This is a genomic window from Citrobacter sp. Cf116, assembly GCF_030336505.1.
GTDB classification, from domain to species: Bacteria; Pseudomonadota; Gammaproteobacteria; order Enterobacterales; family Enterobacteriaceae; genus Citrobacter; species Citrobacter freundii.
The window spans coordinates 136,710-158,565 of the sequence record NZ_JAOWEQ010000041.1 but is presented as its reverse complement, the minus strand read 5'-3'; the positions used below and the strand labels follow the sequence as shown (position 1 = coordinate 158,565).

The 21,856-nt window shown below is 52.6% G+C and carries 19 protein-coding genes and 1 riboswitch; of the genes, 10 read left to right on the top strand and 9 right to left on the bottom strand.

Translation table 11 applies throughout. The features are described 5' to 3' along the window. Window positions 1-10 precede the first annotated feature (10 nt). Window positions 11-778 carry a DedA family protein gene (locus tag OGV74_RS21680; protein WP_003837398.1) on the top strand — a complete coding sequence of 256 codons (768 nt, stop codon included), beginning with the start codon at window positions 11-13 and terminating at the stop codon, window positions 776-778. A gap of 97 nt (window positions 779-875) precedes the next feature. Here the strand turns inward: OGV74_RS21680 and thiQ are convergent, their stop codons facing one another. The 4 genes from thiQ to sgrR form a co-directional block, all read right to left on the bottom strand. Then, window positions 876-1,574 (bottom strand): thiamine ABC transporter ATP-binding protein ThiQ, encoded by a 699-nt coding sequence (thiQ, locus tag OGV74_RS21675; RefSeq protein ID WP_003018829.1) that lies wholly within the window; start codon window positions 1,572-1,574, stop codon window positions 876-878. Continuing rightward, the gene (gene thiP / locus OGV74_RS21670; protein ID WP_086504891.1) at window positions 1,558-3,168 is read right to left on the bottom strand and encodes a thiamine/thiamine pyrophosphate ABC transporter permease ThiP; all 1,611 of its coding nucleotides are present in this window, start codon (window positions 3,166-3,168) and stop codon (window positions 1,558-1,560) included. Before thiP ends, thiQ begins: the two co-directional genes overlap by 17 nt. Then, the gene (gene thiB, locus OGV74_RS21665; RefSeq protein ID WP_286521523.1) at window positions 3,144-4,127 is read right to left on the bottom strand and encodes a thiamine ABC transporter substrate binding subunit; all 984 of its coding nucleotides are present in this window, start codon (window positions 4,125-4,127) and stop codon (window positions 3,144-3,146) included. The genes thiP and thiB overlap by 25 nt, the downstream gene beginning before the upstream one ends. A gap of 30 nt (window positions 4,128-4,157) precedes the next feature. Beyond that, a riboswitch (TPP riboswitch) is annotated at window positions 4,158-4,281 on the bottom strand. Window positions 4,282-4,314: 33 nt separating this feature from the next. Continuing rightward, a complete protein-coding gene (gene sgrR, locus OGV74_RS21660) occupies window positions 4,315-5,970 on the bottom strand; it encodes an HTH-type transcriptional regulator SgrR (protein ID WP_003018820.1) in 1,656 nt (551 codons plus the stop codon). A gap of 99 nt (window positions 5,971-6,069) precedes the next feature. Between sgrR and sgrT the strand changes: the two genes are divergently transcribed. The 5 genes from sgrT (at window position 6,070) to idnR (ending at window position 11,209) form a co-directional block, all read left to right on the top strand. Continuing rightward, complete coding sequence (gene sgrT, locus OGV74_RS21655) at window positions 6,070-6,198, top strand: glucose uptake inhibitor SgrT (protein WP_003018817.1); 129 nt, start codon at window positions 6,070-6,072, stop codon at window positions 6,196-6,198. A 373-nt stretch (window positions 6,199-6,571) separates the two neighbouring features. Further along, a complete protein-coding gene (locus OGV74_RS21650; protein ID WP_086504893.1) occupies window positions 6,572-7,750 on the top strand; it encodes a sugar efflux transporter in 1,179 nt (392 codons plus the stop codon). Window positions 7,751-8,027: 277 nt separating this feature from the next. Next, the gene (idnO, locus tag OGV74_RS21645; protein WP_048219720.1) at window positions 8,028-8,792 is read left to right on the top strand and encodes a gluconate 5-dehydrogenase; all 765 of its coding nucleotides are present in this window, start codon (window positions 8,028-8,030) and stop codon (window positions 8,790-8,792) included. A gap of 58 nt (window positions 8,793-8,850) precedes the next feature. Continuing rightward, complete coding sequence (locus tag OGV74_RS21640; RefSeq protein ID WP_086504894.1) at window positions 8,851-10,134, top strand: MFS transporter; 1,284 nt, start codon at window positions 8,851-8,853, stop codon at window positions 10,132-10,134. Window positions 10,135-10,216: 82 nt separating this feature from the next. Continuing rightward, window positions 10,217-11,209: a DNA-binding transcriptional regulator IdnR gene (idnR, locus tag OGV74_RS21635; protein WP_086504895.1), complete on the top strand. Its 993-nt coding sequence runs from the start codon at window positions 10,217-10,219 to the stop codon at window positions 11,207-11,209. Between the two features lie 45 nt (window positions 11,210-11,254). Here idnR and leuD read toward each other — a convergent pair whose 3' ends face one another. From leuD to leuL, 5 genes are all read right to left on the bottom strand, one after another. Beyond that, window positions 11,255-11,860, bottom strand: coding sequence for a 3-isopropylmalate dehydratase small subunit (leuD, locus tag OGV74_RS21630; RefSeq protein WP_003837416.1), 606 nt, complete (start codon window positions 11,858-11,860; stop codon window positions 11,255-11,257). Window positions 11,861-11,870: 10 nt separating this feature from the next. Beyond that, window positions 11,871-13,271: a 3-isopropylmalate dehydratase large subunit gene (leuC, locus tag OGV74_RS21625; protein ID WP_086504896.1), complete on the bottom strand. Its 1,401-nt coding sequence runs from the start codon at window positions 13,269-13,271 to the stop codon at window positions 11,871-11,873. Window positions 13,272-13,273: 2 nt separating this feature from the next. Beyond that, complete coding sequence (gene leuB, locus OGV74_RS21620) at window positions 13,274-14,365, bottom strand: 3-isopropylmalate dehydrogenase (protein WP_003018804.1); 1,092 nt, start codon at window positions 14,363-14,365, stop codon at window positions 13,274-13,276. Continuing rightward, window positions 14,365-15,936 carry a 2-isopropylmalate synthase gene (leuA, locus tag OGV74_RS21615; protein ID WP_003018802.1) on the bottom strand — a complete coding sequence of 524 codons (1,572 nt, stop codon included), beginning with the start codon at window positions 15,934-15,936 and terminating at the stop codon, window positions 14,365-14,367. Before leuA ends, leuB begins: the two co-directional genes overlap by 1 nt. Before the next feature lie 91 nt (window positions 15,937-16,027). Further along, window positions 16,028-16,114 (bottom strand): leu operon leader peptide, encoded by an 87-nt coding sequence (gene leuL / locus OGV74_RS21610; RefSeq protein ID WP_048998978.1) that lies wholly within the window; start codon window positions 16,112-16,114, stop codon window positions 16,028-16,030. 653 nt (window positions 16,115-16,767) lie between these two features. Between leuL and leuO the strand changes: the two genes are divergently transcribed. From leuO to cra, 4 genes are all read left to right on the top strand, one after another. Continuing rightward, the gene (gene leuO / locus OGV74_RS21605) at window positions 16,768-17,715 is read left to right on the top strand and encodes a transcriptional regulator LeuO (protein WP_032948523.1); all 948 of its coding nucleotides are present in this window, start codon (window positions 16,768-16,770) and stop codon (window positions 17,713-17,715) included. Between the two features lie 318 nt (window positions 17,716-18,033). Then, window positions 18,034-19,758, top strand: coding sequence for an acetolactate synthase 3 large subunit (ilvI, locus tag OGV74_RS21600; RefSeq protein WP_086504898.1), 1,725 nt, complete (start codon window positions 18,034-18,036; stop codon window positions 19,756-19,758). A gap of 2 nt (window positions 19,759-19,760) precedes the next feature. Then, window positions 19,761-20,252 carry an acetolactate synthase small subunit gene (gene ilvN, locus OGV74_RS21595; protein ID WP_003829566.1) on the top strand — a complete coding sequence of 164 codons (492 nt, stop codon included), beginning with the start codon at window positions 19,761-19,763 and terminating at the stop codon, window positions 20,250-20,252. Window positions 20,253-20,432: 180 nt separating this feature from the next. Further along, window positions 20,433-21,437: a catabolite repressor/activator gene (gene cra, locus OGV74_RS21590; protein WP_003018794.1), complete on the top strand. Its 1,005-nt coding sequence runs from the start codon at window positions 20,433-20,435 to the stop codon at window positions 21,435-21,437. The last annotated feature ends 419 nt before the right edge of the window (window positions 21,438-21,856 follow it).

The window sequence follows — 21,856 nt, the reverse complement described above, 5'->3', positions numbered from 1 at the left end:
CGGACACATTATGCAAGCATTGCTGGAACACTTTATTCTCCAGTCCGCCCTGTACTCTCTGATCGCCGTACTTCTGGTGGCTTTTTTGGAGTCGCTGGCGCTGGTTGGCCTGATTCTACCCGGGACCGTGATGATGGCGGGGCTGGGTGCGCTGATTGGCAGCGGCGAACTGAACTTCTGGCATGCCTGGCTTGCGGGCATTATAGGTTGCTTATTGGGGGACTGGATCTCTTTTTGGCTGGGCTGGCGCTTTAAAAAGCCATTGCACCGTTGGTCGTTCATGAAAAAGAACAAGGCGTTGCTGGATAAAACCGAGCACGCCCTGCATCAGCACAGCATGTTTACTATTCTGGTGGGGCGTTTTGTCGGACCGACGCGTCCGCTGGTGCCGATGGTAGCAGGCATGCTGGATCTGCCTGTCGCTAAATTTATCGTCCCGAATATTATCGGCTGCGTGCTGTGGCCACCGTTCTACTTCCTGCCGGGGATCCTGGCGGGAGCGGCAATTGATATTCCTTCTGATATGCAGAGCGGGGATTTCAAATGGTTGCTGCTGGCGACGGCGGTGTTGCTCTGGGTGGGCGGCTGGTTTTGCTGGCGGCTATGGCGCAGTGGCAAAGCGGCTGTCGATCGCTTAACGGCGTATTTCCCCCGCAGCCGTTTGCTGTATCTGGCACCGTTGACGCTCGGGATCGGCGTGGTCGCTCTGGTGGCGTTACTGCGCCATCCGCTGATGCCGGTGTATATCGATATTCTGCGCAAAGTGGTGGGTTACTGACGATTCCTTTGCCGGATGGCGGCTTCGCCTTATCCGGCCTACAGGTCGCACACTATCTAGGCCGGATAAGGCGTTCACGCCGTCATCCGGCAACGCATTATGCTTTAATGCCCAATAGCGCCGAGGCGCTAGCGTTGCCGCTTAACAGATCGTCCGTATCGCCCTGCCAGGCGATGCGCCCGTCGGCGACCACAATCGAGCGGGGCGCAATTCGCGCCGCATCTTCTACGCTGTGGGAAACCATCAGTAACGTCAGCTGCTTCTCGCGACAGACTTCGGCCACCAGCGTTAGCATCTCCTGGCGCAGCGCGGGATCAAGTGCAGAGAACGGTTCATCAAGCAGTAAAATAGGTTGTTCCCGCACCAGACAACGCGCCAGCGCCACGCGCTGCCGCTGCCCGCCGGAAAGCTCACCGGGGAGGCGTTCCAGCAGAGAGTCGATCCCCATTTGCTGGGCGATGTGGAGTATTTTCTCCCGCTGCGATGCGTTAAGCTTCAATCCAGGATTCAGGCCCAGGCCGATGTTTTGCTGTACGCTCAGATGGCTGAACAGGTTGTTTTCCTGAAACAGCATAGAAACAGGACGGCGCGAGGGTGGTGTCGTGGTGTGATCTTCACCGTCAATCACCATGTTACCGCTGGCAGGCGTGAGAAAGCCGGCAATCAGATTCAGCAGCGTACTTTTCCCGGCCCCGCTGGGCCCGAGTATCGCTATCTGCTCACCGTGCGCGACCGACAGCGTAAAGCGCATGGGCAGATGGTGATAAAGCCATGTGATATCAATCAGTTTTAACATTTCGACCCGGCAATTTCTCAATAACGGTAAACAGCGTAAAGCACAGGATCAGCAGTAATAACGCCGTAACTGCGCCATCCTGACTGCGATAAGAGCCAATCTGCTGATATAAATAAAACGGCAGGGTGCGGAAATCTTCATTACCAAATAACGCCACTACGCCAAAATCGCCAATCGACAGCACGCAGGCAAACGCCATCGCCTGTGCCAGCGGGCGCTTCAGGGCGCGCAGTTCAACCACTTTCAGGCGCGACCATCCCTCAATGCCCAACGACTGGCACAACATACTATAGCGCGCAGTGACGTCACGCATTGGGTTTTCCAGCACCTTCAATGCATAAGGGATCGCCATCAGCGCATTGGTAAAAATGACAATGCCGTCGGCAGATTCGGGAAGCCCAATAGTGTTATTGAGCAGCAGAAAGAAGCCGGTTGCCAGCACGATACCCGGCATGGCGAGGATCATCATGCCGCTCAGTTCCAGCATCTGACCTGCCAGCACCTGCTGTCGTGCACGAAGTTCACGACTGCTCCATAACAGCATCATGGTGAGTATGACGCATAACGCTCCTGCTGCTAATGCGATGCGCAGCGAGGTTCCCAGCGCCTGCCATAGCACTGGCTGCATCAGTACATCCAGAATATGGCGGTTTAAGCCATCGACAATCACCGCCAGCAGCGGTGGCAGCAACAGCAACAGGGCCAGAATAATCAGGATTGCGTCAGTCAGTCGGCTGTGCAGGCGATCGTCAGGATCGCGCCAGCCTTGTACCAGGGTCGCACCGGGAGCAATTGCGCGGCTCAGACGTTGACTGAGGAGCACCAGCGCCAAACAACAAACCATCTGGATCAACGCCAGCATGGCTGCGCGGGCAGGATCGTAATCAAAATTCAGCGCCTGATAGATAGCCAGCTCGATGGTCGTAGCCTGTGGCCCGCCGCCCAGCGACAGAACGGTGGCGAAGCTGGCGAAGCACAGCATAAAGATGAGTGCTGCGACGGGCAGGATCTGACGACGCAGCCACGGCCATTCAACAAAACGGAAGAAATGCCAGCCACGCATACCCAACTGAGCGGCTAACTGCCGCTGTTCGCCGGGAATACTCTCCAGCGATTGTAACAGCAGGCGGCTGGCCATCGGCAGATTGAAAAAGACATGCGCCAGCAGAATGCCCTGTAAACCGTATGGCGAAAACGTCCACTCCAGCCCGAATGTATGCCAGAGTGAGGCCAACCAACCCTGGCGACCGTAGACGCTAAGAATACCGAATACCGCGACCAGCACCGGCAGGATTAACGTCATGGCGCACAGGCGCAGCAGCGCCAGACGTCCTGGAAAACGGCGACGATAGAGCGCTCTGGCAAGGAAAATCGCCGGGACAACCGACAGCACAGCGGATAGAAAAGCCTGCCAGAAAGAAAAGCGCACCACGTGCCACAGGTAATCATCTTGCCACAGCGAGAACCACTCTCCCTGCGGGGCGTTAAACCACAGTGCCAGAAACGCGGCCAGGGCAACGGCCACCATCAGCGTGGCGGCGGTAAGCCCTGGAACCAGCCAGCCGGGGATTAACGGCTGACGGAGCGTTGCCATTCGCTAATCCATGCCTGACGTTGAGTCGCAACCTGCTGCGGCGTAAATTCCAGCGCGGTGGTCGGTTTATTCAGTTGCTCGAATCCTGACGGCAGGGCGACTTGCGTCACGGGATACATCCAGTTGCCGGTCGGAATCGCATTCTGGAATGCCGGAGACACCATGAACTTCAGGAATTTCTCGGCCAGTTCCGGCTGCTTTCTGGCCGCGGTGCGGGCGGCGACTTCCACCTGCAAATAGTGGCCTTCACTAAAATTAGCGGCGGCGTAGTTGTCTTTTTTCTCGGCGATGATGTGATAGGCCGGAGAGGTGGTGTAGCTGAGCACCAGATCGCTTTCACCTTTCAGGAACAGGCCGTAGGCTTCGCTCCAGCCCTTGGTGACGGTGACGGTTTTGGCTGCCAGTTTCTGCCACGCCTCTGGCGCTTTATCACCATAGACTTTCTGCATCCATAGCAGCAGACCCAGACCTGGCGTGCTGGTGCGTGGATCCTGATAAATGACGCGCCATTTTTGGTCGCTCTCTACCAGTTCTTTCAGGCTTTTGGGCGGATTCTTCAGCTTGTTCTTATCATAAACGAAGGCGAAATAACCGTAGTCAAACGGCACGAAGGTATCGTTTTTCCAGCCGCCGGGTACGTTAACGGTGTCGTTGGTTACACCACTTTTGGCAAACAGTTTGGTTTGTGTGGCGGCTTCCAGAAGGTTGTTATCCAGACCCAGCACGACGTCGGCTTTGCTGTTTTTTCCTTCCATGCGCAGGCGGTTTAGCAGCGAGACGCCATCTTCCAGCGCGACCAGTTTCAACTCGCAATTGCAGTCAGCTTCAAAGGCTTTTTTGATTGTTGGGCCCGGGCCCCAGTCAGCTGCGAACGAGTCGTAGGTATAGACGGTCAGTACAGGTTTGGCGAAGACAGGCGCTGCACACAGCAGTAAAAGCGGAAGACATTTTTTAAACACTTTGCACCTCAAGAGTTGGGTGGCAAAGGACTTGAGATAAGCCTCAAATCCCTTCGCCGGCATTATCCGGATCAGGTTCGACGGGTATCTCTCAGCCCATACGCAGATCGAATGATTTTGTGTATGTTTTTATTTAGCACCCCGTTGAGAACGGCGTTAGTGTAATGATTTTGTTGCTTAGCAGCAATTAAGGATCCGGCGGAGCAAACCACGCCGATTTAAAATCAAACCAGCCGAGGGTATTCATGCGCAGCCCGCGCATACTGCGCTGTCCCTGAATGATCAGCCAGTGGTGGATTAATGGCACAATGGCCTTTGTGGCGAGCAGCTGTTGGCACCATGCTGCCAGGCTCATTTCGCCCGTTCGCCAGCGAGCCGCATCGTTTTCCCAGTCCCGCGAGATACAGTTTTGCAGCAACGGGACTTCGCATAAATGGGCGAACAGTGAGAAGTCGAGCGGTAGGGTAAAGTTGGCGCTGTTGAGCCAGATATCGCTGACGATTTCACCTGCATGCCATTGATCGTAGTCGATCTCCTGAATATTCAACTGCACCTGATGTTGCGCGAGCAATGTCTTCATGATCTGCGCGATAATCCGGTGTTCGATGTGATCGCGATAGTAAGTGATTGTCAGCGTTTCCAGCCCGGCGGGTTTTTCACCATGGCCGGGTTTTGCGTGATGCCAGCGGGGGAGTAAACCATACGCGGGAAACCACAGTCGCTGGTACTGTTCGTCGGCGTGGCAGATTAAATTCGTTGGCGAGAGAATGCGGCTTACCCATTCGCGGACCTCCTGGTTAGCTCCACGGTGGCTACGCGCATCAAACAGCAGGTAGTAGCAACCTTCTTCGAGGCGGCTTTCGATCGCCTTTTCATCCTCTGTGGGACCTTTTAGCGTCAACCCGCCGCCAGGTTCTTCTCCGATGTCGGGTAATACCCAAACGTTAACTTCGTCGATCAGGGCCCGGTAGCCAAAGTAATCATCAAATGCATGAATTTTCAGTTGGTTATTGGTGTTTCGTATTACCGCATACGGACCGGTACCAATCGGGTGACTGGAGAAGTTGTTTAGCGTTTCCCATTCTCGCGGCAGGATCATGGCGGGGACCTGCCCCAATAGCCAGGGAAGCCAGCGGTCTGGCTGGGCCAGATGGATATCCAGCGTCCAGGCCGTGGGAGAGACGATCTGCGTGATGTGTGAGTACAGCGGCAGGCTGTTAATGCGCATCAGTGAGGCGATAACATCTGCCATTTCCAGCTCGCGGCCATGATGAAAATGGATCCCCGGACGCAGGAAGAATCGCCAGTGTAAAGGTGAAATTTGCTGCCAGTGATGGGCAATGTCCGCTTCCAGTTCCCCATTTTCCTCATTTACCCGAATTAAGGCGCTGAAGATTTGCCGGGCGATATGGGTTTCGGAGCGGCGTAATGCCGTGCCGGGGAGCAGGTTGTGCATGGGGCGATAATAGAGAACGCGCATGATATGCCGACCCTGGCGAAAGCTGCGACCCAGATGGGAGACCAGCATTTGCCGTACGGCCGTTTTATCACCGACCAGTTGCACTAGTTGATCGATGCGATCCTGTTCCAGTAGGTCTTCCGCGCGCTGCTGCTGGAGCGCCAGCCCGGTATAGAGGAATGTCAGGCGCGAGCGTTTACCTCGTCCAACTTCAGCTTCCCACGTTAACCAGCCGCGATCTTGCATGGTATTAAGCAGCGTACGCATATGGCGGCGCGAGCAGCTCAGCAGATCCGCCAGCTCGTTGAGCGTCGTGTCTTGCGTTTTGCCGTCACAGCATTGCCACAGACGGATGAACTGTTGTTGCAAACGACCAGAAGACATAAAAGGGGAACTCCTGCGGAAAACTCAGCAATTTTATAATCCCTATATTAAGCCAATAATAGATTCCGATGAAGCGATGAGACAACGAAGGGGTCATCTATGCGTCAGTTCTGGTTGAAGTACTTTACCACGACGGAAAAATCGTCCTGGTTGGCTTGCCTGAGCGCACCGCAGCGCTTAAAGATGCTCGAAGAGCTGATGCAGTGGGAGATGACATCTGACTCCTGAATTGGAAATTGCAGACATCATGTGTGACTGAGTATTGGTGCAGGCTGTATCCTGCCATTATATCTGAGCATCGCTGGTGGCTATTTTTTCACATGGCAAGGCGCGAACAGTGAAATTTGGTGAACCAAATAAGGTGTGAGCAACACAGCTATGTGAAAAAATGGCCCCAGCCCTCCGGGACGCGTGTAAAAAACGCATACTCTGCGTTGTCAGGCTTGGGAATAGATTTCTATACCCAGCGCCCTCCGCCTGGATTATGCGTTTTTTACCCAGCGTCGATGCCAGATATAATGGCAGGATACAGCCTCGTTCACCCGCCAGCAGGTATTATCTGCTGGCTTTTTTCGTTTCAGCTGCGCTTAAAAGGAAAGATATGCTCTGGATTATGACCATGGGACGGCGCCTCAACGGCGTTTACGCGGCATTTATGCTGGTCGCTTTTATGATGGGTGTGGCGGGGGCATTGCAGGCACCCACTCTGAGTCTGTTCCTGAGCCGTGAAGTCGGGGCGCAGCCATTTTGGGTCGGGCTGTTTTACACCGTCAATGCGATTGTCGGGATCGTCGTCAGCCTTGGCCTGGCGAAACGATCCGACAGCCAGGGCGATCGGCGCAAGCTGATCATGTTTTGCTGCCTGATGGCGATTGGCAATGCGCTGCTGTTTGCCTTTAATCGCCACTATCTCACGCTGATCACCTGCGGTGTGCTGCTGGCCTCGCTGGCGAACACCGCCATGCCGCAGCTGTTTGCGCTGGCGCGAGAATATGCTGATAACTCCGCGCGTGAAGTGGTGATGTTTAGCTCGGTGATGCGTGCGCAGCTTTCGTTGGCCTGGGTGATAGGACCGCCACTGGCATTCATGCTGGCGCTGAATTACGGCTTTACGGCGATGTTTTCCATTGCCGCAGGTATTTTTGCCATTAGCCTGGTGCTGATTGCGCTGATACTGCCGTCTGTCGCGCGGGTGGATCAGCCTGTAGACGTGCCGCTGGAACAGACCGGCGGTTGGCAGGACAAAAATGTGCGTATGTTGTTTATTGCCTCCACGCTGATGTGGACCTGCAACACCATGTACATCATTGATATGCCACTGTGGATAAGTCTTGAACTGGGCTTGCCGGACAAGCTGGCCGGGATCCTGATGGGGACGGCGGCTGGGCTGGAAATTCCGGCGATGATTCTGGCAGGTTATTACGTGAAGCGCTTTGGTAAACGGCGAATGATGATCGCGGCCGTAGCGGCAGGCGTGCTGTTTTATATTGGTTTGATCTTCTTTCACAGCCGTACGGCGCTGCTGGTGCTGCAACTGTTTAACGCGGTATTTATCGGTATTATCGCCGGGATAGGCATGCTGTGGTTTCAGGATCTGATGCCCGGACGTGCGGGGTCAGCGACCACATTATTTACCAACAGTATTTCAACGGGAGTCATTCTGGCAGGGGTGATTCAGGGGGCAGTTGCGCAAAGCTACGGTCACTATGCCGTCTATTGGGTGATTGCGGTGATTGCGGTGGTTACGCTGTGGATGACCGGGCGGGTGAAGGACGTTTAGTCCGGCGCAGTCCTGGCGTCGCAGTGCCCGGACTGGCGATATTTTGCATTAGTTTTTGTCGTTTTTGTAGGCCGGATAAGGCGTTTACGCCGCCATCAGGCAACCTGTCCCTACGGCCTGAACGCGTTACGCTTATCAGGCCTATCCCTCTTTTTTTATCTTGCACGTAAATGTAACGTTGATCACATAACGATCATTTTCCTCTTCCTGGATCTTCTTTTTTCTACTGTTACGCGTATACAGTTACGCGTAACAGTTATCAAAAAAGGAGTTTTTTATGAAAAACCTATTCGACCTGACAGGTAAACGCGCGCTGATTACCGGTTCCGCTCAGGGCATTGGTAACCTGCTGGCCAGCGGTCTGGCGGCGCACGGTGCTGAGATTGTTATTAACGACATTACCCAACTGCGTGCTCAGGTGGCGGCGGACAAACTGGTGGCCGAAGGCTATCGCGCTGTTGGCTATGGATTTGATGTTACCAACGGGGAAGAGGTGGCGTGCGCCATCGCGCAAATTGAAAAGGAAGTTGGGGCCATTGATATTTTAATTAACAACGCCGGAATTCAGCGTCGTTATCCCTTCACCGAATTCCCGGAGGCTGAATGGGACAAAGTGATTGATGTAAACCAGAAATCGGTCTTTCTGGTATCGCAGCAGGTTTCCCGCTACATGGTGCAACGCCGCCGCGGGAAGATTATTAATATCTGCTCAATGCAAAGCGAATTAGGACGTAAAACCATTACCCCCTACGCGGCGTCAAAAGGCGCGGTCAAAATGTTAACCCGTGGCATGTGCGTGGAACTGGCGGAATACAATATTCAGGTCAACGGCATTGCTCCCGGCTATTTCGCTACCGACATGACTACCGCGCTGGTCAACGATGAAGCATTCTCCGCCTGGCTGTTCCAGCGCACGCCCGCCGCTCGCTGGGGTAACCCGGAAGAGTTGATCGGCGCGGCGGTTTATCTTGCTGCACCGGCCTCTGACTTTGTGAATGGGCATCTTCTGTTTGTGGACGGCGGCATGCTGGCCGCGGTTTGATCGCTAACGAGGCCGCGGGAAGCGACCTCATCCTTTAATGATAATCCGAGGAGTGAGTATGAATATGCTCGCAAAACTGCCGGCGCGCCGCTGGTGGTATTTAATGCCGATTATTTTTATTACCTACAGCTTAGCCTACCTTGATCGCGCGAATTACGGCTTTGCCGCTGCCGCTGGTATCGAACACGATTTAGGGATTACTCAGGGAACCGCATCGTTAATTGGCGCGTTGTTCTTCCTGGGCTACTTCTTCTTCCAGGTGCCGGGCGCGATGTACGCCGTCAAGCATAGCGTGCGCAAAATGATTTTCTACAGCCTGATCCTCTGGGGGCTTTGTGCCGCGGCGACCGGCTTTGTCAGCAATATCCCGATGCTGATGGCGATCCGCTTTATTCTCGGCATCGTCGAAGCGGCGGTGATGCCCGCGATGCTGATTTATATCAGCAACTGGTTTACCAAAACTGAACGCTCGCGCGCCAACACCTTTTTAATACTCGGTAACCCGGTCACAGTGCTGTGGATGTCGATTGTCTCTGGCTACCTGATTGAAGCCTGGGGCTGGCGCGAAATGTTTATCATTGAAGGTATTCCTGCGGTCATTTGGGCATTCTGCTGGGTGATTCTGGTGCGCGATAAACCGGCGGATGCGGGTTGGTTGAGCGAGCAGGAGAAGCAGGCGTTACAGCAGGCGATGGACCGCGAGCAGCGGGACATCAAACCGATGCGCAACTACGGTGAAGCGATGCGTTCACGCAGCGTCATTATGCTTTGCGCGGTGCATGCGCTGTGGAGCATCGGGGTGTATGGCTTCATGATGTGGATGCCGTCGATTCTGAAAAACGCGGCGCAGATGGATATTGTGGCGGTGGGCTGGCTGGCGGCAGTGCCGTATCTGGCGGCGATCTGCCTGATGCTGACGGTTTCCTGGCTATCCGATAAATACCAGAACCGTAAGCTGTTTATCTGGCCGCTGCTGCTGATTGCCGCCATCGCGTTCTTTGCCTCGTGGCTGTTGGGCAACCAGTCCTTCTGGCTCTCTTACGCGCTGCTGGTCGTTGCCGCTGCCTGTATGTATGCGCCTTACGGACCGTTCTTCGCGCTGATCCCCGAACTGCTGCCGCGCAACGTCTCCGGCGTGTCGATGGGAATGATCAACAGTTTTGGCGCGTTAGGGGCATTCCTCGGCGCATGGCTGGTGGGTTACCTCAACGGCGTGACCGGCGGGCCGGGCGTCTCCTACACCTTCATGGCGATTGCTCTGCTGTCATCGGTGGTGCTGATGTACTGCGTTCGTGCGCAAAATGAAACCACGTCGTCGTCGGCTGAGGTGGTAACGCGTTAAGGTTGAGCGAGGAGTGCAGTCGCTAACCGGCTGTGATAAGGTTCTCTGCGAGCATAATGGGATGTTGGTCGTAGAGAACCTCATGAAAAACAATCGGATGACATTACAGGATATCGCTAATCTGGCCGGTCTGAATAAGATGACGGTCAGCCGTTATCTGCGTGACCCGAATCAGGTGTCGCAACGCAGCCGTGAATTGATTTCGAAAGTGATGGAAGAGAACAACTACATTCCTAACCGCGCGCCGGAAATATTGCTCAATGCGCGCAGTAAAACCATCGGCGTGTTGATCCCTTCTTTTCGTAACCAGATTTTTGCCGACGTGCTGGCGGGAATTGAATCCGTCACCTCGGCTTGCCAGTACCAGACGTTGATCGCCAACTACGAATATGACGCCGAGCGTGAAGAACGCGAGGTGCTGAATCTGCTCTCTTACAATATCGACGGCCTGATCCTCACGGGAAAGCTGCATACCGAGCGGATGATCCAGTACGTGCGCGCCAGCGGCGTACCGGTGGCGGAACTGATGGATATTAGCGGCCAGTATCTTGATATTCAGGTTGGGTTTGATAACGAAAAAGCCGCGTTTGAAATGACGCAGGCTTTTATCGACAGCGGCAAACGCAGCATTGCTTTCTTTGGCTCGATGGACGACCCCCGCGACCTTAGCCGTTTTCGCGGTACCGGGAAAGCGCTGGCAGCGCAGGGGCTGGAAGCGTACCACCTTGCGCCAAAAACGATTTCGTCGGTGGCGCTGGGCCGCAAGATGTTTCAGCAGGCGATGGCGGAAAAGCCGGATATTGACGCTATTTTCTGTACCAACGATGACCTGGCGGTTGGCGTGCTGCTGGAGTGTCAGGCACAGCAGTACGATGTGCCGGGAAAAATGGCGATTGCCGGTTTCCACGGGCTGGAAATTGGCCGCGCGCGGCTGCAAAAAATCGCCAGCGTGATTACACCACGCTATGAGATTGGCAAAACGGCGGCAGATATTCTGATTAAGCGTTTGAACGGTAAAGATGCGCCGGGCAGCGTTAACCTCGGTTACCAAATCTATTACGGCGATACGCTGTAGGCGAAGAGTAGAGGCTGGCCACCGTGCGGTGACCAGCGGGAGAGATTACTGCATAAACGCTGGCTGCTTGTCTTCGTATTCGGTGATGGCCGCTTCATGCTGCAGCGTCAGCCCGATGCTGTCCAGACCGTTCAGCATGCAGTGGCGGCGGAAGTCGTCGATTTTAAAGCTGTAGGACTTATCGCCTGCTTTCACCACCTGCGCTTCCAGATCCACTTCAAATTTAATGCCCGGATTGGCTTTCACCAGGGTAAACATTTCATCTACTTGCGCGTCGCTCAGAGTCACCGGCAGCAGTTGGTTATTGAAACTGTTGCCGTAGAAGATGTCGGCGAAGCTTGGGGCAATCACCACTTTAAAACCGTAATCGGTCAACGCCCACGGCGCATGTTCGCGTGACGAACCGCAACCGAAGTTTTCGCGCGCCAGCAGAATTGATGCCCCTTTATATTCCGGGAAGTTCAAAACGAACTCAGGATTTGGCTGTTGCCCTTTTTCGTCCAGAAAACGCCAGTCGTTGAACAGATGAGCGCCAAAACCGGTGCGCGTAACCTTCTGCAAAAACTGTTTGGGAATGATTGCGTCGGTATCAACGTTGGCGGCATCCAGTGGGACAACCAGGCCGGTATGTTGGGTAAATTTCTCTGCCATGGTAGTTTCCTTATTTGATGCTGCGAATGTCGGCAAAATGACCGGTAACGGCGGCAGCGGCGGCCATGGCCGGGCTGACTAAATGCGTGCGGCCACCGCGGCCCTGACGGCCTTCAAAATTACGGTTGCTGGTGGAGGCGCAGCGCTCGCCCGGATTCAGGCGGTCATTGTTCATGGCCAGACACATGGAACAGCCTGGTAAACGCCATTCGAATCCTGCTTCGATAAAGATCTTGTCCAGACCTTCTGCTTCCGCCTGCGCTTTCACCGGACCAGAGCCCGGCACCACCAGTGCCTGTACGCCTGGCGCAACTTTACGTCCTTTGGCGATTTCTGCCGCAGCGCGTAAATCTTCAATACGCGAGTTGGTGCAGGAACCGATGAACACTTTATCGATAGCCACTTCCGTTAACGGAATACCTGGCTTCAGCCCCATGTAAGCCAACGCTTTCTCAGCCGATGCGCGTTCTACCGGATCGGCAAATGACGCCGGGTCGGGAATATTATCGTTCACCGAGATGACCTGACCCGGATTCGTTCCCCAGGTGACCTGTGGCGCGATCTCTTCTGCCTGCAGGGTGACGACGGTATCAAAGGTGGCGTTGTCGTCGGTTTTCAGCGTTTTCCAGTACTCAACCGCGTGGGTAAAATCTTCGCCCTTCGGTGCGTGTAAACGCCCTTGCACATAGTTAAAGGTGGTTTCATCCGGTGCGATCAGGCCCGCTTTGGCACCCATTTCAATGGCCATATTGCACAGGGTCATGCGGCCTTCCATGCTCAGCGCGCGGATGGCTTCGCCACAAAACTCAACTACGTGTCCGGTACCGCCTGCACTACCGGTTTTACCGATAATCGCCAGCACAATATCTTTGGCGGTAATGCCAGGGGCTGCTTTACCGTTGACTTCAATCTTCATGGTTTTGGCGCGCCCCTGTTTCAGGGTCTGCGTCGCCAAAACGTGTTCAACTTCAGAGGTGCCAATGCCAAACGCCAGCGCGCCGAACGCGCCGTGTGTAGCGGTGTGGGAATCGCCGCAGACGATGGTCATACCCGGCAACGTCACGCCTTGTTCTGGCCCCATCACGTGAACGATACCCTGATACGGATGGTTCAGGTCATACAGCTCGACACCAAATTCGTTACAGTTCTTAATCAGCTCCTGCATCTGGATGCGTGCCATCTCACCAGACGCGTTGATGTCTTTGGTCTGGGTAGAGACGTTGTGATCCATGGTGGCAAAGGTTTTACCCGGCTGGCGTACCTGACGGCCATGCGCGCGCAGGCCATCAAACGCTTGCGGAGAGGTCACTTCATGCACCAGATGTCTGTCGATGTACAACAGCGGGGTTTCGTTTTGCGCTTCAAAGACGACGTGCGCATCAAACAATTTTTCGTATAACGTTTTGGCCATGATTACACCCCTTCTGCGACGTAACGGGCAATGATGTCGCCCATTTCATCGGTACCGACTGCGGCAGCGCCACGGGCTAAGTCACCGGTGCGAATGCCTTCTTCTAATGCGCGGTTGATGGCGCTCTCAATTGCGGTTGCCGCATCATTGGCATCCAGGCTATAGCGCAGCAGCAGCGCCAGCGACAGGATCTGGGCGATAGGGTTGGCAATGTTTTTCCCGGCGATGTCCGGGGCGGATCCGCCAGCAGGCTCGTACAAACCGAAGCCCTGATCATTCAGGCTGGCGGACGGTAACATGCCCATAGAACCGGTGATCATGGCGCACTCGTCAGACAGAATGTCGCCAAACAGGTTAGAGCACAGCAACACGTCGAACTGGGAAGGATCTTTGATCAATTGCATCGTCGCGTTGTCGATGTACATATGCGCCAGTTCAACGTCTGGGTATTCATTAGCAATTTCATTGACGATTTCGCGCCACAGAATCGATGTTTGCAGTACGTTAGCTTTATCAATCGACGTGACTTTACGGCGACGTTTACGGGCGGATTCAAACGCGATACGCGCAATACGTTCGATCTCGAAACGGTGATAAACCTCGGTATCAAAGGCTTTTTCATGTTGTCCGCTGCCTTCGCGGCCTTTTGGTTGACCGAAGTAAATTCCGCCAGTCAGTTCGCGTACGCACAGGATGTCAAAACCGTTCGCGGCAATATCTGCGCGCAGAGGACAAAACGCTTCCAGACCCTGATAGAGTTTAGCCGGGCGCAGATTGCTGAATAATTTGAAGTGCTTACGCAATGGCAGCAGCGCGCCACGCTCTGGCTGCTGGTTTGGCGGCAGGTTCTCCCATTTCGGACCGCCAACTGAGCCAAACAGAATGGCGTCAGCTTGTTCACAGCCTTCAACCGTTGCAGGCGGCAGCGGCTGACCGTGGTTATCGATAGCGGCACCACCCACGTCGTAGTGGCTGGTGGTAATGCGCATGTTAAAGCGGTTACGGATTGCGTCCAGTACCTTCAGGGCTTGCGCCATCACTTCCGGGCCAATACCGTCACCCGGCAAAACAGCAATATGATAATTCTTCGACATCACACGGTTTCCTTGTTGTTCTCGTTGTTCTGAGCTTTGCGTTGCAATTCTTTTTCTACTTCTTCGGCGCGCCAGATGTTGTTCAGCACATGAACCATTGCTTTAGCGGAAGATTCGACGATATCTGTCGCCAGACCGACGCCGTGGAAACGACGACCATTATAGTTGGCAACGATATCCACCTGACCCAGCGCATCTTTACCGTGCCCTTTGGCGGTCAGGCTGTATTTCACCAGTTCGACGTTGTACTCAGTTACACGGTTGATTGCCTGATAAATGGCATCGACCGGACCGTTACCGTTCGCCGCTTCGGCTTTGACTTCTTCACCACAGCCCAGCTTGACGGAGGCGGTGGCGATGTCGTTTGAGCCGGACTGCACGCTGAAGTAATCCAGACGGAAATGCTCCGGTTCTTCCTGCTGTTTATTAATGAAGGCCAGCGCTTCCAGGTCGTAATCAAATACCTGACCTTTTTTGTCCGCCAGTTTCAGGAATGCGTCGTACAGGTTGTCCAGGCTGTATTCATTTTCTTTATATCCCATCTCGTCCATACGGTGTTTCACCGCGGCACGTCCGGAACGGGAGGTCAGGTTCAGCTGTACCTGGTTCAGGCCGATGGATTCAGGCGTCATGATTTCGTAGTTTTCACGATTTTTCAGTACACCGTCCTGATGGATGCCGGAAGAGTGGGCAAAGGCGCCGCTACCGACAATGGCTTTGTTAGCAGGAATAGGCATGTTGCAGATTTGGCTGACTAATTGACTGGTGCGCCAGATCTCCTGGTGATTGATGCGGGTCTGTACATTCAGGATATCTTTACGCACCTTGATCGCCATGATCACTTCTTCCAGTGAGCAGTTACCGGCACGTTCGCCGATACCGTTCATCGCGCCTTCCACCTGACGCGCTCCGGCGTGAACGGCTGCCAGTGCGTTGCCTACGCCCAAACCTAAATCATCATGGGTGTGTACGGAGATGATGGCTTTATCGATATTTGGTACGCGTTCATACAGGCCAGAAATGATTGCTCCAAATTCGAAAGGCATGGTGTAACCGACGGTATCGGGGATGTTAATGGTTTTGGCTCCCGCGTTAATGGCAGCTTCAACCACGCGAGCCAAATCGGCGATAGGGGTACGGCCTGCATCTTCGCAGGAGAACTCCACGTCATCGGTATAATTACGCGCACGCTTAACCATGTAGACCGCGCGCTCAATGACCTCATCCAGCGTACTGCGTAATTTCGTCGCGATGTGCATCGGCGAGGTGGCGATAAACGTATGAATACGGAAAGCCTCAGCGACTTTCAGAGATTCTGCGGCAACGTCGATATCTTTTTCTACGCAGCGAGCTAAGGCACAAACGCGGCTGTTTTTAACCTGACGAGCGATAGTCTGAACTGACTCAAAGTCGCCCGGTGAAGAAACGGGGAAACCCACTTCCATCACGTCAACGCCCATACGCTCAAGGGCCAGCGCAATCTGCAGTTTTTCTTTCACACTCAGGCTTGCCTGTAACGCCTGTTCACCATCGCGTAAGGTGGTATCGAAAATAATGACTTGCTGGCTCATGGTTTAGGTCCTTGGTTTCTTAGGGCGCCTTGCTTCGAGCATAAAAAAACCCGCGCAACGGCGCGGGTTTTTTGTCTTAACTGGAGCTGACTTAATGCTGAATGTCGTCCACCAGTCTACCGCGCAACGAAGATGCGTTTAGTAGTAGTAGACCGTTGAAACGAGCAATGTAAGTCATCAATTAAGCTCCAGGCGAATGCGATATGCTTTTAGTGGTACTGGATATGAAGACTGATGTCAACCCTCACCCCAGCAAATGCCTCGTTAGAGGGGGGAAGTTTCTGCAAAACTTAAGCGAATTGTGCTGAATTTTTCGGGGTACATAAAATTAATCAGTTGATGGTTGTACATAATTTTCATGGTTTGACATATTTGAGCATAGTTATTTGCATTTATTGTAACGGCGAACTGAAGGAAAAGTCGCTCTTGGGATTTCATATCTTAATGATTTATCTGTCTTTATAGTAATTATGAATGGCTATGGGTAGTGTGACACCACAAAATTGATAAATTAATGTTAACTTTTAATGTATTAATAATATAAACATTTAATTAAAACTTAAATACACATTCACGATACGTATGATTGTATATTCGCCATGCTTATGGTTATATTGTTTTTGAAAATTAAACATATGAATCACCGTGCAGTGACACTGCCACACTGCGATCGCATTGGTCTTTTGTTCATTTAGGTTTGTGCCTTTATGTTTTCCTAATTTTAATGTTTTTTCTTTTTCTCATCTTATATGTATGGTAAATCATATTAACGGAGATTATTTCTTCACTACGTCTGGGAAAAGGGAGTTTAGAGTGACAGTGGAGTTAAATATGCCAGAAGTAAAAATAACAGATAAAACAAATATTATAGATATTGGGAAACCACAGCTTCGCATGGTTGATCTTAATTTATTAACCGTCTTTGATGCGGTGATGCAAGAACAAAACATTACCCGTGCCGCGCATACTTTGGGGATGTCGCAACCTGCTGTCAGTAATGCGGTCGCGCGCCTGAAAATTATGTTTAATGATGAGCTTTTTGTTCGTTATGGACGCGGTATCCAGCCGACAGCAAGAGCCTTCCAGCTATTTGGTTCTGTTCGCCAGGCATTGCAATTAGTGCAGAATGAACTGCCTGGATCGGGTTTTGAGCCAGCCAGCAGCGAGCGCGTATTCAATCTTTGCGTATGCAGCCCATTGGATAATATTCTGACCTCGTTGATTTATAATAGAGTTGAGCAAGTTGCACCAAACATTCATGTCGTATTTAAATCTTCACTCAATCAAAATACAGAGCATCAATTACGTTACCAGGAAACTGAATTCGTTATTAGCTATGAAGAGTTCCGACGTCCTGAATTTACCAGTATTCCGTTATTCAATGACGAAATGGTGTTAGTGGCAAGTAAAAAGCATCCGCGCATTAGTGGTCCTTTACTGGAAAGCAATGTCTATAATGAACAGCATGCGGTGGTGTCACTTGATCGCTTCGCATCATTTAGCCAACCGTGGTATGACACACCGGATAAACAATCCTGCGTGGCTTATCAGGGCATGGCATTAATTAGCGTTCTAAATATTGTGTCGCAAACGCATTTGGTCTCTATTGCGCCGCGTTGGTTAGTAGAAGAATTTGCCGATTCTTTAGAACTACAGATCTTGCCTTTACCGTTAAAATTGAACAGCCGCACATGCTATCTTTCATGGCATGAAGCCGCAGGCCGAGATAAAGGACATCAATGGATGGAAGAGTTGTTAGTCTCCGTTTGTAAGCAGTAGCATTTAGCAGAGTAAACCGGGCGGTGCATCCTGTTTATTCTGCTTTTAACTTTATAACTGAAATTTTATGCTGAACTCTATTTTTTACGTCTGTCCAAAAGTGTCAAAAAATAGAGTAATCGCTGTAAGTTCCCATTTTTAAGCGATTATTTATCATACTGATTGCTTATGCTGGTTTAATTCTCCGTTTATTCGCGTCTTTCCTCCTTTTTATTCTTATTTACTCCAGTGCCATCCCTTCGGAGTCAATTGCCATGCGTCATCGTCAGCGGTTAATGTGTTGTTAAACCGCAATTCATTATAAGAGTGAGGCAAGCCATGGAGATGTTGTCTGGAGCCGAGATGGTCGTCCGATCGCTCATCGATCAGGGTGTGAAGCAGGTATTCGGTTATCCCGGGGGGGCCGTCCTCGATATTTATGATGCCCTGCATACGGTCGGCGGTATTGATCATGTGCTGGTCCGCCATGAACAAGCGGCGGTACATATGGCTGATGGCCTTGCGCGTGCCACGGGAGAAGTGGGGGTCGTATTGGTCACCTCCGGGCCGGGGGCGACCAACGCGATTACCGGGATCGCAACGGCTTACATGGATTCCATTCCGCTGGTGATCCTCTCCGGACAGGTCGCAACGTCGCTGATTGGCTACGATGCCTTCCAGGAGTGCGACATGGTAGGTATATCCCGCCCGGTGGTGAAACATAGCTTCCTGGTCAAACAAACGGAAGATATCCCGCAGGTGCTGAAAAAAGCCTTCTGGCTGGCAGCAAGCGGTCGTCCGGGGCCAGTGGTGGTGGATTTGCCGAAAGATATTCTGAATTCGGCGAAGAAACTGCCTTATAGCTGGCCGGGCTCGGTGAGTATGCGTTCGTATAATCCGACGACGACCGGGCACAAAGGACAGATAAAACGGGCGTTGCAGACGCTGGTCGCGGCGAAGAAACCGGTTGTCTATGTGGGCGGTGGCGCGGTCAATGCCGCTTGCCATGAGCAGTTAGCTCAGATTGCTGAAGCGCTGAATCTGCCGGTTGTCTCCTCGCTCATGGGGTTGGGCGCGTTTCCGGCCACGCATCGTCAGGCGCTGGGCATGTTGGGCATGCACGGTACCTACGAAGCCAATATGACCATGCATCATTCCGATGTGATCTTTGCCGTTGGCGTTCGCTTTGACGATCGAACGACGAATAACCTGGCAAAATATTGTCCTAATGCGACCGTGCTGCATATCGATATCGATCCGACCTCTATTTCCAAAACCGTTACTGCGGATATTCCGATTGTGGGGGATGCCCGCCTGGTGCTGGATCAGATGCTCGAACTACTGGAGCAGGAGAAATCTCAGCAGCCGCTGGATGATAATCGTGACTGGTGGCAACAGATTGAGCACTGGCGTGCCCGTCAGTGTCTGAAATACGACACGCAAAGCGAAAGTATTAAGCCGCAGGCGGTGATTGAAACCATCTGGCGTCTGACGAAAGGGGAGGCGTATGTGACCTCTGACGTTGGCCAACACCAGATGTTTGCCGCACTTTACTATCCGTTCGATAAACCGCGTCGCTGGATTAACTCAGGCGGCCTCGGGACTATGGGATTCGGTTTACCTGCGGCGTTAGGGGTGAAAATGGCTTTGCCGGATGAAACGGTAGTGTGCGTCACCGGGGATGGCAGCATTCAGATGAATATCCAGGAGCTGTCGACGGCGCTGCAATATGAACTGCCGGTGCTGGTACTCAACCTTAACAACCGTTATCTCGGCATGGTCAAACAGTGGCAGGACATGATCTACTCCGGGCGTCACTCACAGTCTTACATGCAGTCGCTGCCCGATTTCGTGCGCCTTGCTGAGGCTTATGGACATATCGGTATCCAGATTAATCGGCCTGAAGAACTTGAGAGCAAGTTGGGCGAAGCGCTGGAACATGTGCGTAACCATCGTCTGGTGTTTGTCGATGTCACCGTCGACGGTAGTGAACATGTCTACCCGATGCAGATTCGTGGGGGTGGGATGGATGAAATGTGGTTAAGCAAAACGGAGAGGACCTGATTATGCGCCGGATATTATCAGTATTGCTGGAAAACGAGTCAGGTGCATTATCGCGTGTGATTGGCCTCTTCGCCCAGCGTGGTTACAACATTGAAAGCCTGACCGTCGCGCCGACCGACGATCCGACCTTATCGCGGATGACGATTCAGACGGTAGGGGATGAGAAAGTCCTTGAGCAGATCGAAAAGCAGCTCCACAAACTGGTGGATGTTCTGCGCGTTAGCGAGCTGGGGCAGGGCGCTCACGTTGAACGAGAAATCATGCTGGTGAAAATCCAGGCCAGCGGTTATGGCCGGGAAGAAGTGAAACGCAACACGGAAATTTTCCGCGGGCAAATCATCGATGTCACGCCGTCTATCTACACCGTACAACTGGCGGGCACCAGCGATAAGCTGGATGCGTTTCTGGCAACGCTGCGTGAAGTCGCTAAAATTGTGGAAGTTGCTCGCTCCGGCGTGGTGGGGCTTTCCCGCGGCGATAAAATCATGCGTTAATCATGATCGGGTTCTTAATTCGCAAGCCCAACGACTCAGGTTGGGCTTTTTTTTGCGAAATCAGCGGTAACCAGAGACAAAAGCGGTTGCCGGAGTCATTATTCTGCGCTTAGATGTTAATAAATTTAACCCATGCCATCACAAAGGTTATGGTTTGTACATTTTACGCAAGGGGCAATTGTGAAACTGGATGAAATCGCTCGGTTGGCCGGCGTTTCGCGAACGACTGCAAGCTACGTTATTAATGGCAAAGCAAAGCAATATCGCGTAAGCGACAAAACGGTTGAAAAAGTCATGGCGGTGGTGCGCGAGCATAATTACCACCCGAATGCCGTGGCGGCCGGGCTGCGTGCTGGACGCACACGTTCTATCGGGCTGGTGATCCCGGATCTTGAGAACACGAGCTATACCCGGATCGCAAACTATCTGGAGCGCCAGGCGCGTCAACGTGGGTATCAGCTGTTGATTGCCTGCTCTGAAGATCAGCCAGATAACGAAATGCGCTGTATTGAGCATCTTTTACAGCGCCAGGTCGATGCCATTATTGTGTCGACTTCCTTGCCGCCTGAACATCCGTTCTACCAACGCTGGGCAAACAGTTCATTCCCGATTGTGGCGCTGGATCGTGCACTGGATCGCGAACATTTTACCAGCGTTGTGGGTGCAGATCAGGATGATGCGGAAATGCTGGCGGAAGAGTTACGCAAATTCCCTGCTGAAACCGTCCTCTATCTGGGCGCGCTTCCTGAATTATCCGTCAGTTTCCTGCGCGAACAGGGTTTTCGTACCGCGTGGAAGGACGATCCGCGTGAAGTCCATTTCCTGTACGCCAACAGCTATGAGCGGGAAGCTGCAGCGCAGCTGTTTGATAAATGGCTGGAAACGCACCCAATGCCTCAGGCGTTGTTTACCACGTCGTTTGCCCTGTTGCAGGGGGTGATGGATGTGACCCTGCGTCGTGATGGGCAGTTGCCGTCTGATTTAGCGATTGCGACTTTTGGCGATCACGAACTGCTCGACTTCCTGCAGTGCCCTGTACTGGCAGTGGCACAGCGCCATCGTGATGTCGCGGAACGCGTGCTGGAGATTGTACTGGCAAGTCTGGACGAACCGCGTAAACCAAAACCAGGTTTAACGCGTATACGGCGTAATCTGTACCGTCGCGGTATTCTCAGCCGTAACTAAGTTTCCTCAATTGATGGCGTCGGCGGGATAAGCCTCTGACGTCTTCAGTTTTTCTATTCTCAGAAATAACCGCATTATATTTAAGAATATTCTTTAGAATTATCTGAAATGTATTCTTGAAATACCCCGAATTAAAAATGCAACTATCCATTTTTGGGTTATTGATACGTAACGACGCGTTACGGTTGTATTATTTTGTTACATGCATGTGTGGATTTGCCGAATTAACAAACACTTTGCTCTCGTATTGCGGCCATCTGGTGCTTACCTTGGTCCTGCGCGGCGTACAGACCGATTAACTGGTACTGTTAACTCGCTGCATATTGTCCTAAAATGCCGCTCGCGTCGCAAACTGACACTTTATATTTTCTTCTGATGATATTCAGTTGTTTTAAACAATGATGAGTTGTTGGATTTTT

Coding starts and splice junctions, on each gene's coding strand:
- leuD (WP_003837416.1), bottom strand. CDS start 11,860: ATGGCAGAGAAATTTACCCAACATACCGGCCTGGTTGTCCCACTGGAT.
- leuB (WP_003018804.1), bottom strand. CDS start 14,365: ATGTCGAAGAATTATCATATTGCTGTTTTGCCGGGTGACGGTATTGGC.
- OGV74_RS21650 (WP_086504893.1), top strand. CDS start 6,572: ATGCTCTGGATTATGACCATGGGACGGCGCCTCAACGGCGTTTACGCG.
- sgrR (WP_003018820.1), bottom strand. CDS start 5,970: ATGTCTTCTGGTCGTTTGCAACAACAGTTCATCCGTCTGTGGCAATGC.
- ilvN (WP_003829566.1), top strand. CDS start 19,761: ATGCGCCGGATATTATCAGTATTGCTGGAAAACGAGTCAGGTGCATTA.
- OGV74_RS21680 (WP_003837398.1), top strand. CDS start 11: ATGCAAGCATTGCTGGAACACTTTATTCTCCAGTCCGCCCTGTACTCT.
- leuA (WP_003018802.1), bottom strand. CDS start 15,936: ATGAGCCAGCAAGTCATTATTTTCGATACCACCTTACGCGATGGTGAA.
- idnO (WP_048219720.1), top strand. CDS start 8,028: ATGAAAAACCTATTCGACCTGACAGGTAAACGCGCGCTGATTACCGGT.
- sgrT (WP_003018817.1), top strand. CDS start 6,070: ATGCGTCAGTTCTGGTTGAAGTACTTTACCACGACGGAAAAATCGTCC.
- OGV74_RS21640 (WP_086504894.1), top strand. CDS start 8,851: ATGAATATGCTCGCAAAACTGCCGGCGCGCCGCTGGTGGTATTTAATG.
- leuL (WP_048998978.1), bottom strand. CDS start 16,114: ATGACTTACATTGCTCGTTTCAACGGTCTACTACTACTAAACGCATCT.
- idnR (WP_086504895.1), top strand. CDS start 10,217: ATGAAAAACAATCGGATGACATTACAGGATATCGCTAATCTGGCCGGT.
- thiQ (WP_003018829.1), bottom strand. CDS start 1,574: ATGTTAAAACTGATTGATATCACATGGCTTTATCACCATCTGCCCATG.
- leuC (WP_086504896.1), bottom strand. CDS start 13,271: ATGGCCAAAACGTTATACGAAAAATTGTTTGATGCGCACGTCGTCTTT.
- leuO (WP_032948523.1), top strand. CDS start 16,768: ATGCCAGAAGTAAAAATAACAGATAAAACAAATATTATAGATATTGGG.
- thiP (WP_086504891.1), bottom strand. CDS start 3,168: ATGGCAACGCTCCGTCAGCCGTTAATCCCCGGCTGGCTGGTTCCAGGG.
- ilvI (WP_086504898.1), top strand. CDS start 18,034: ATGGAGATGTTGTCTGGAGCCGAGATGGTCGTCCGATCGCTCATCGAT.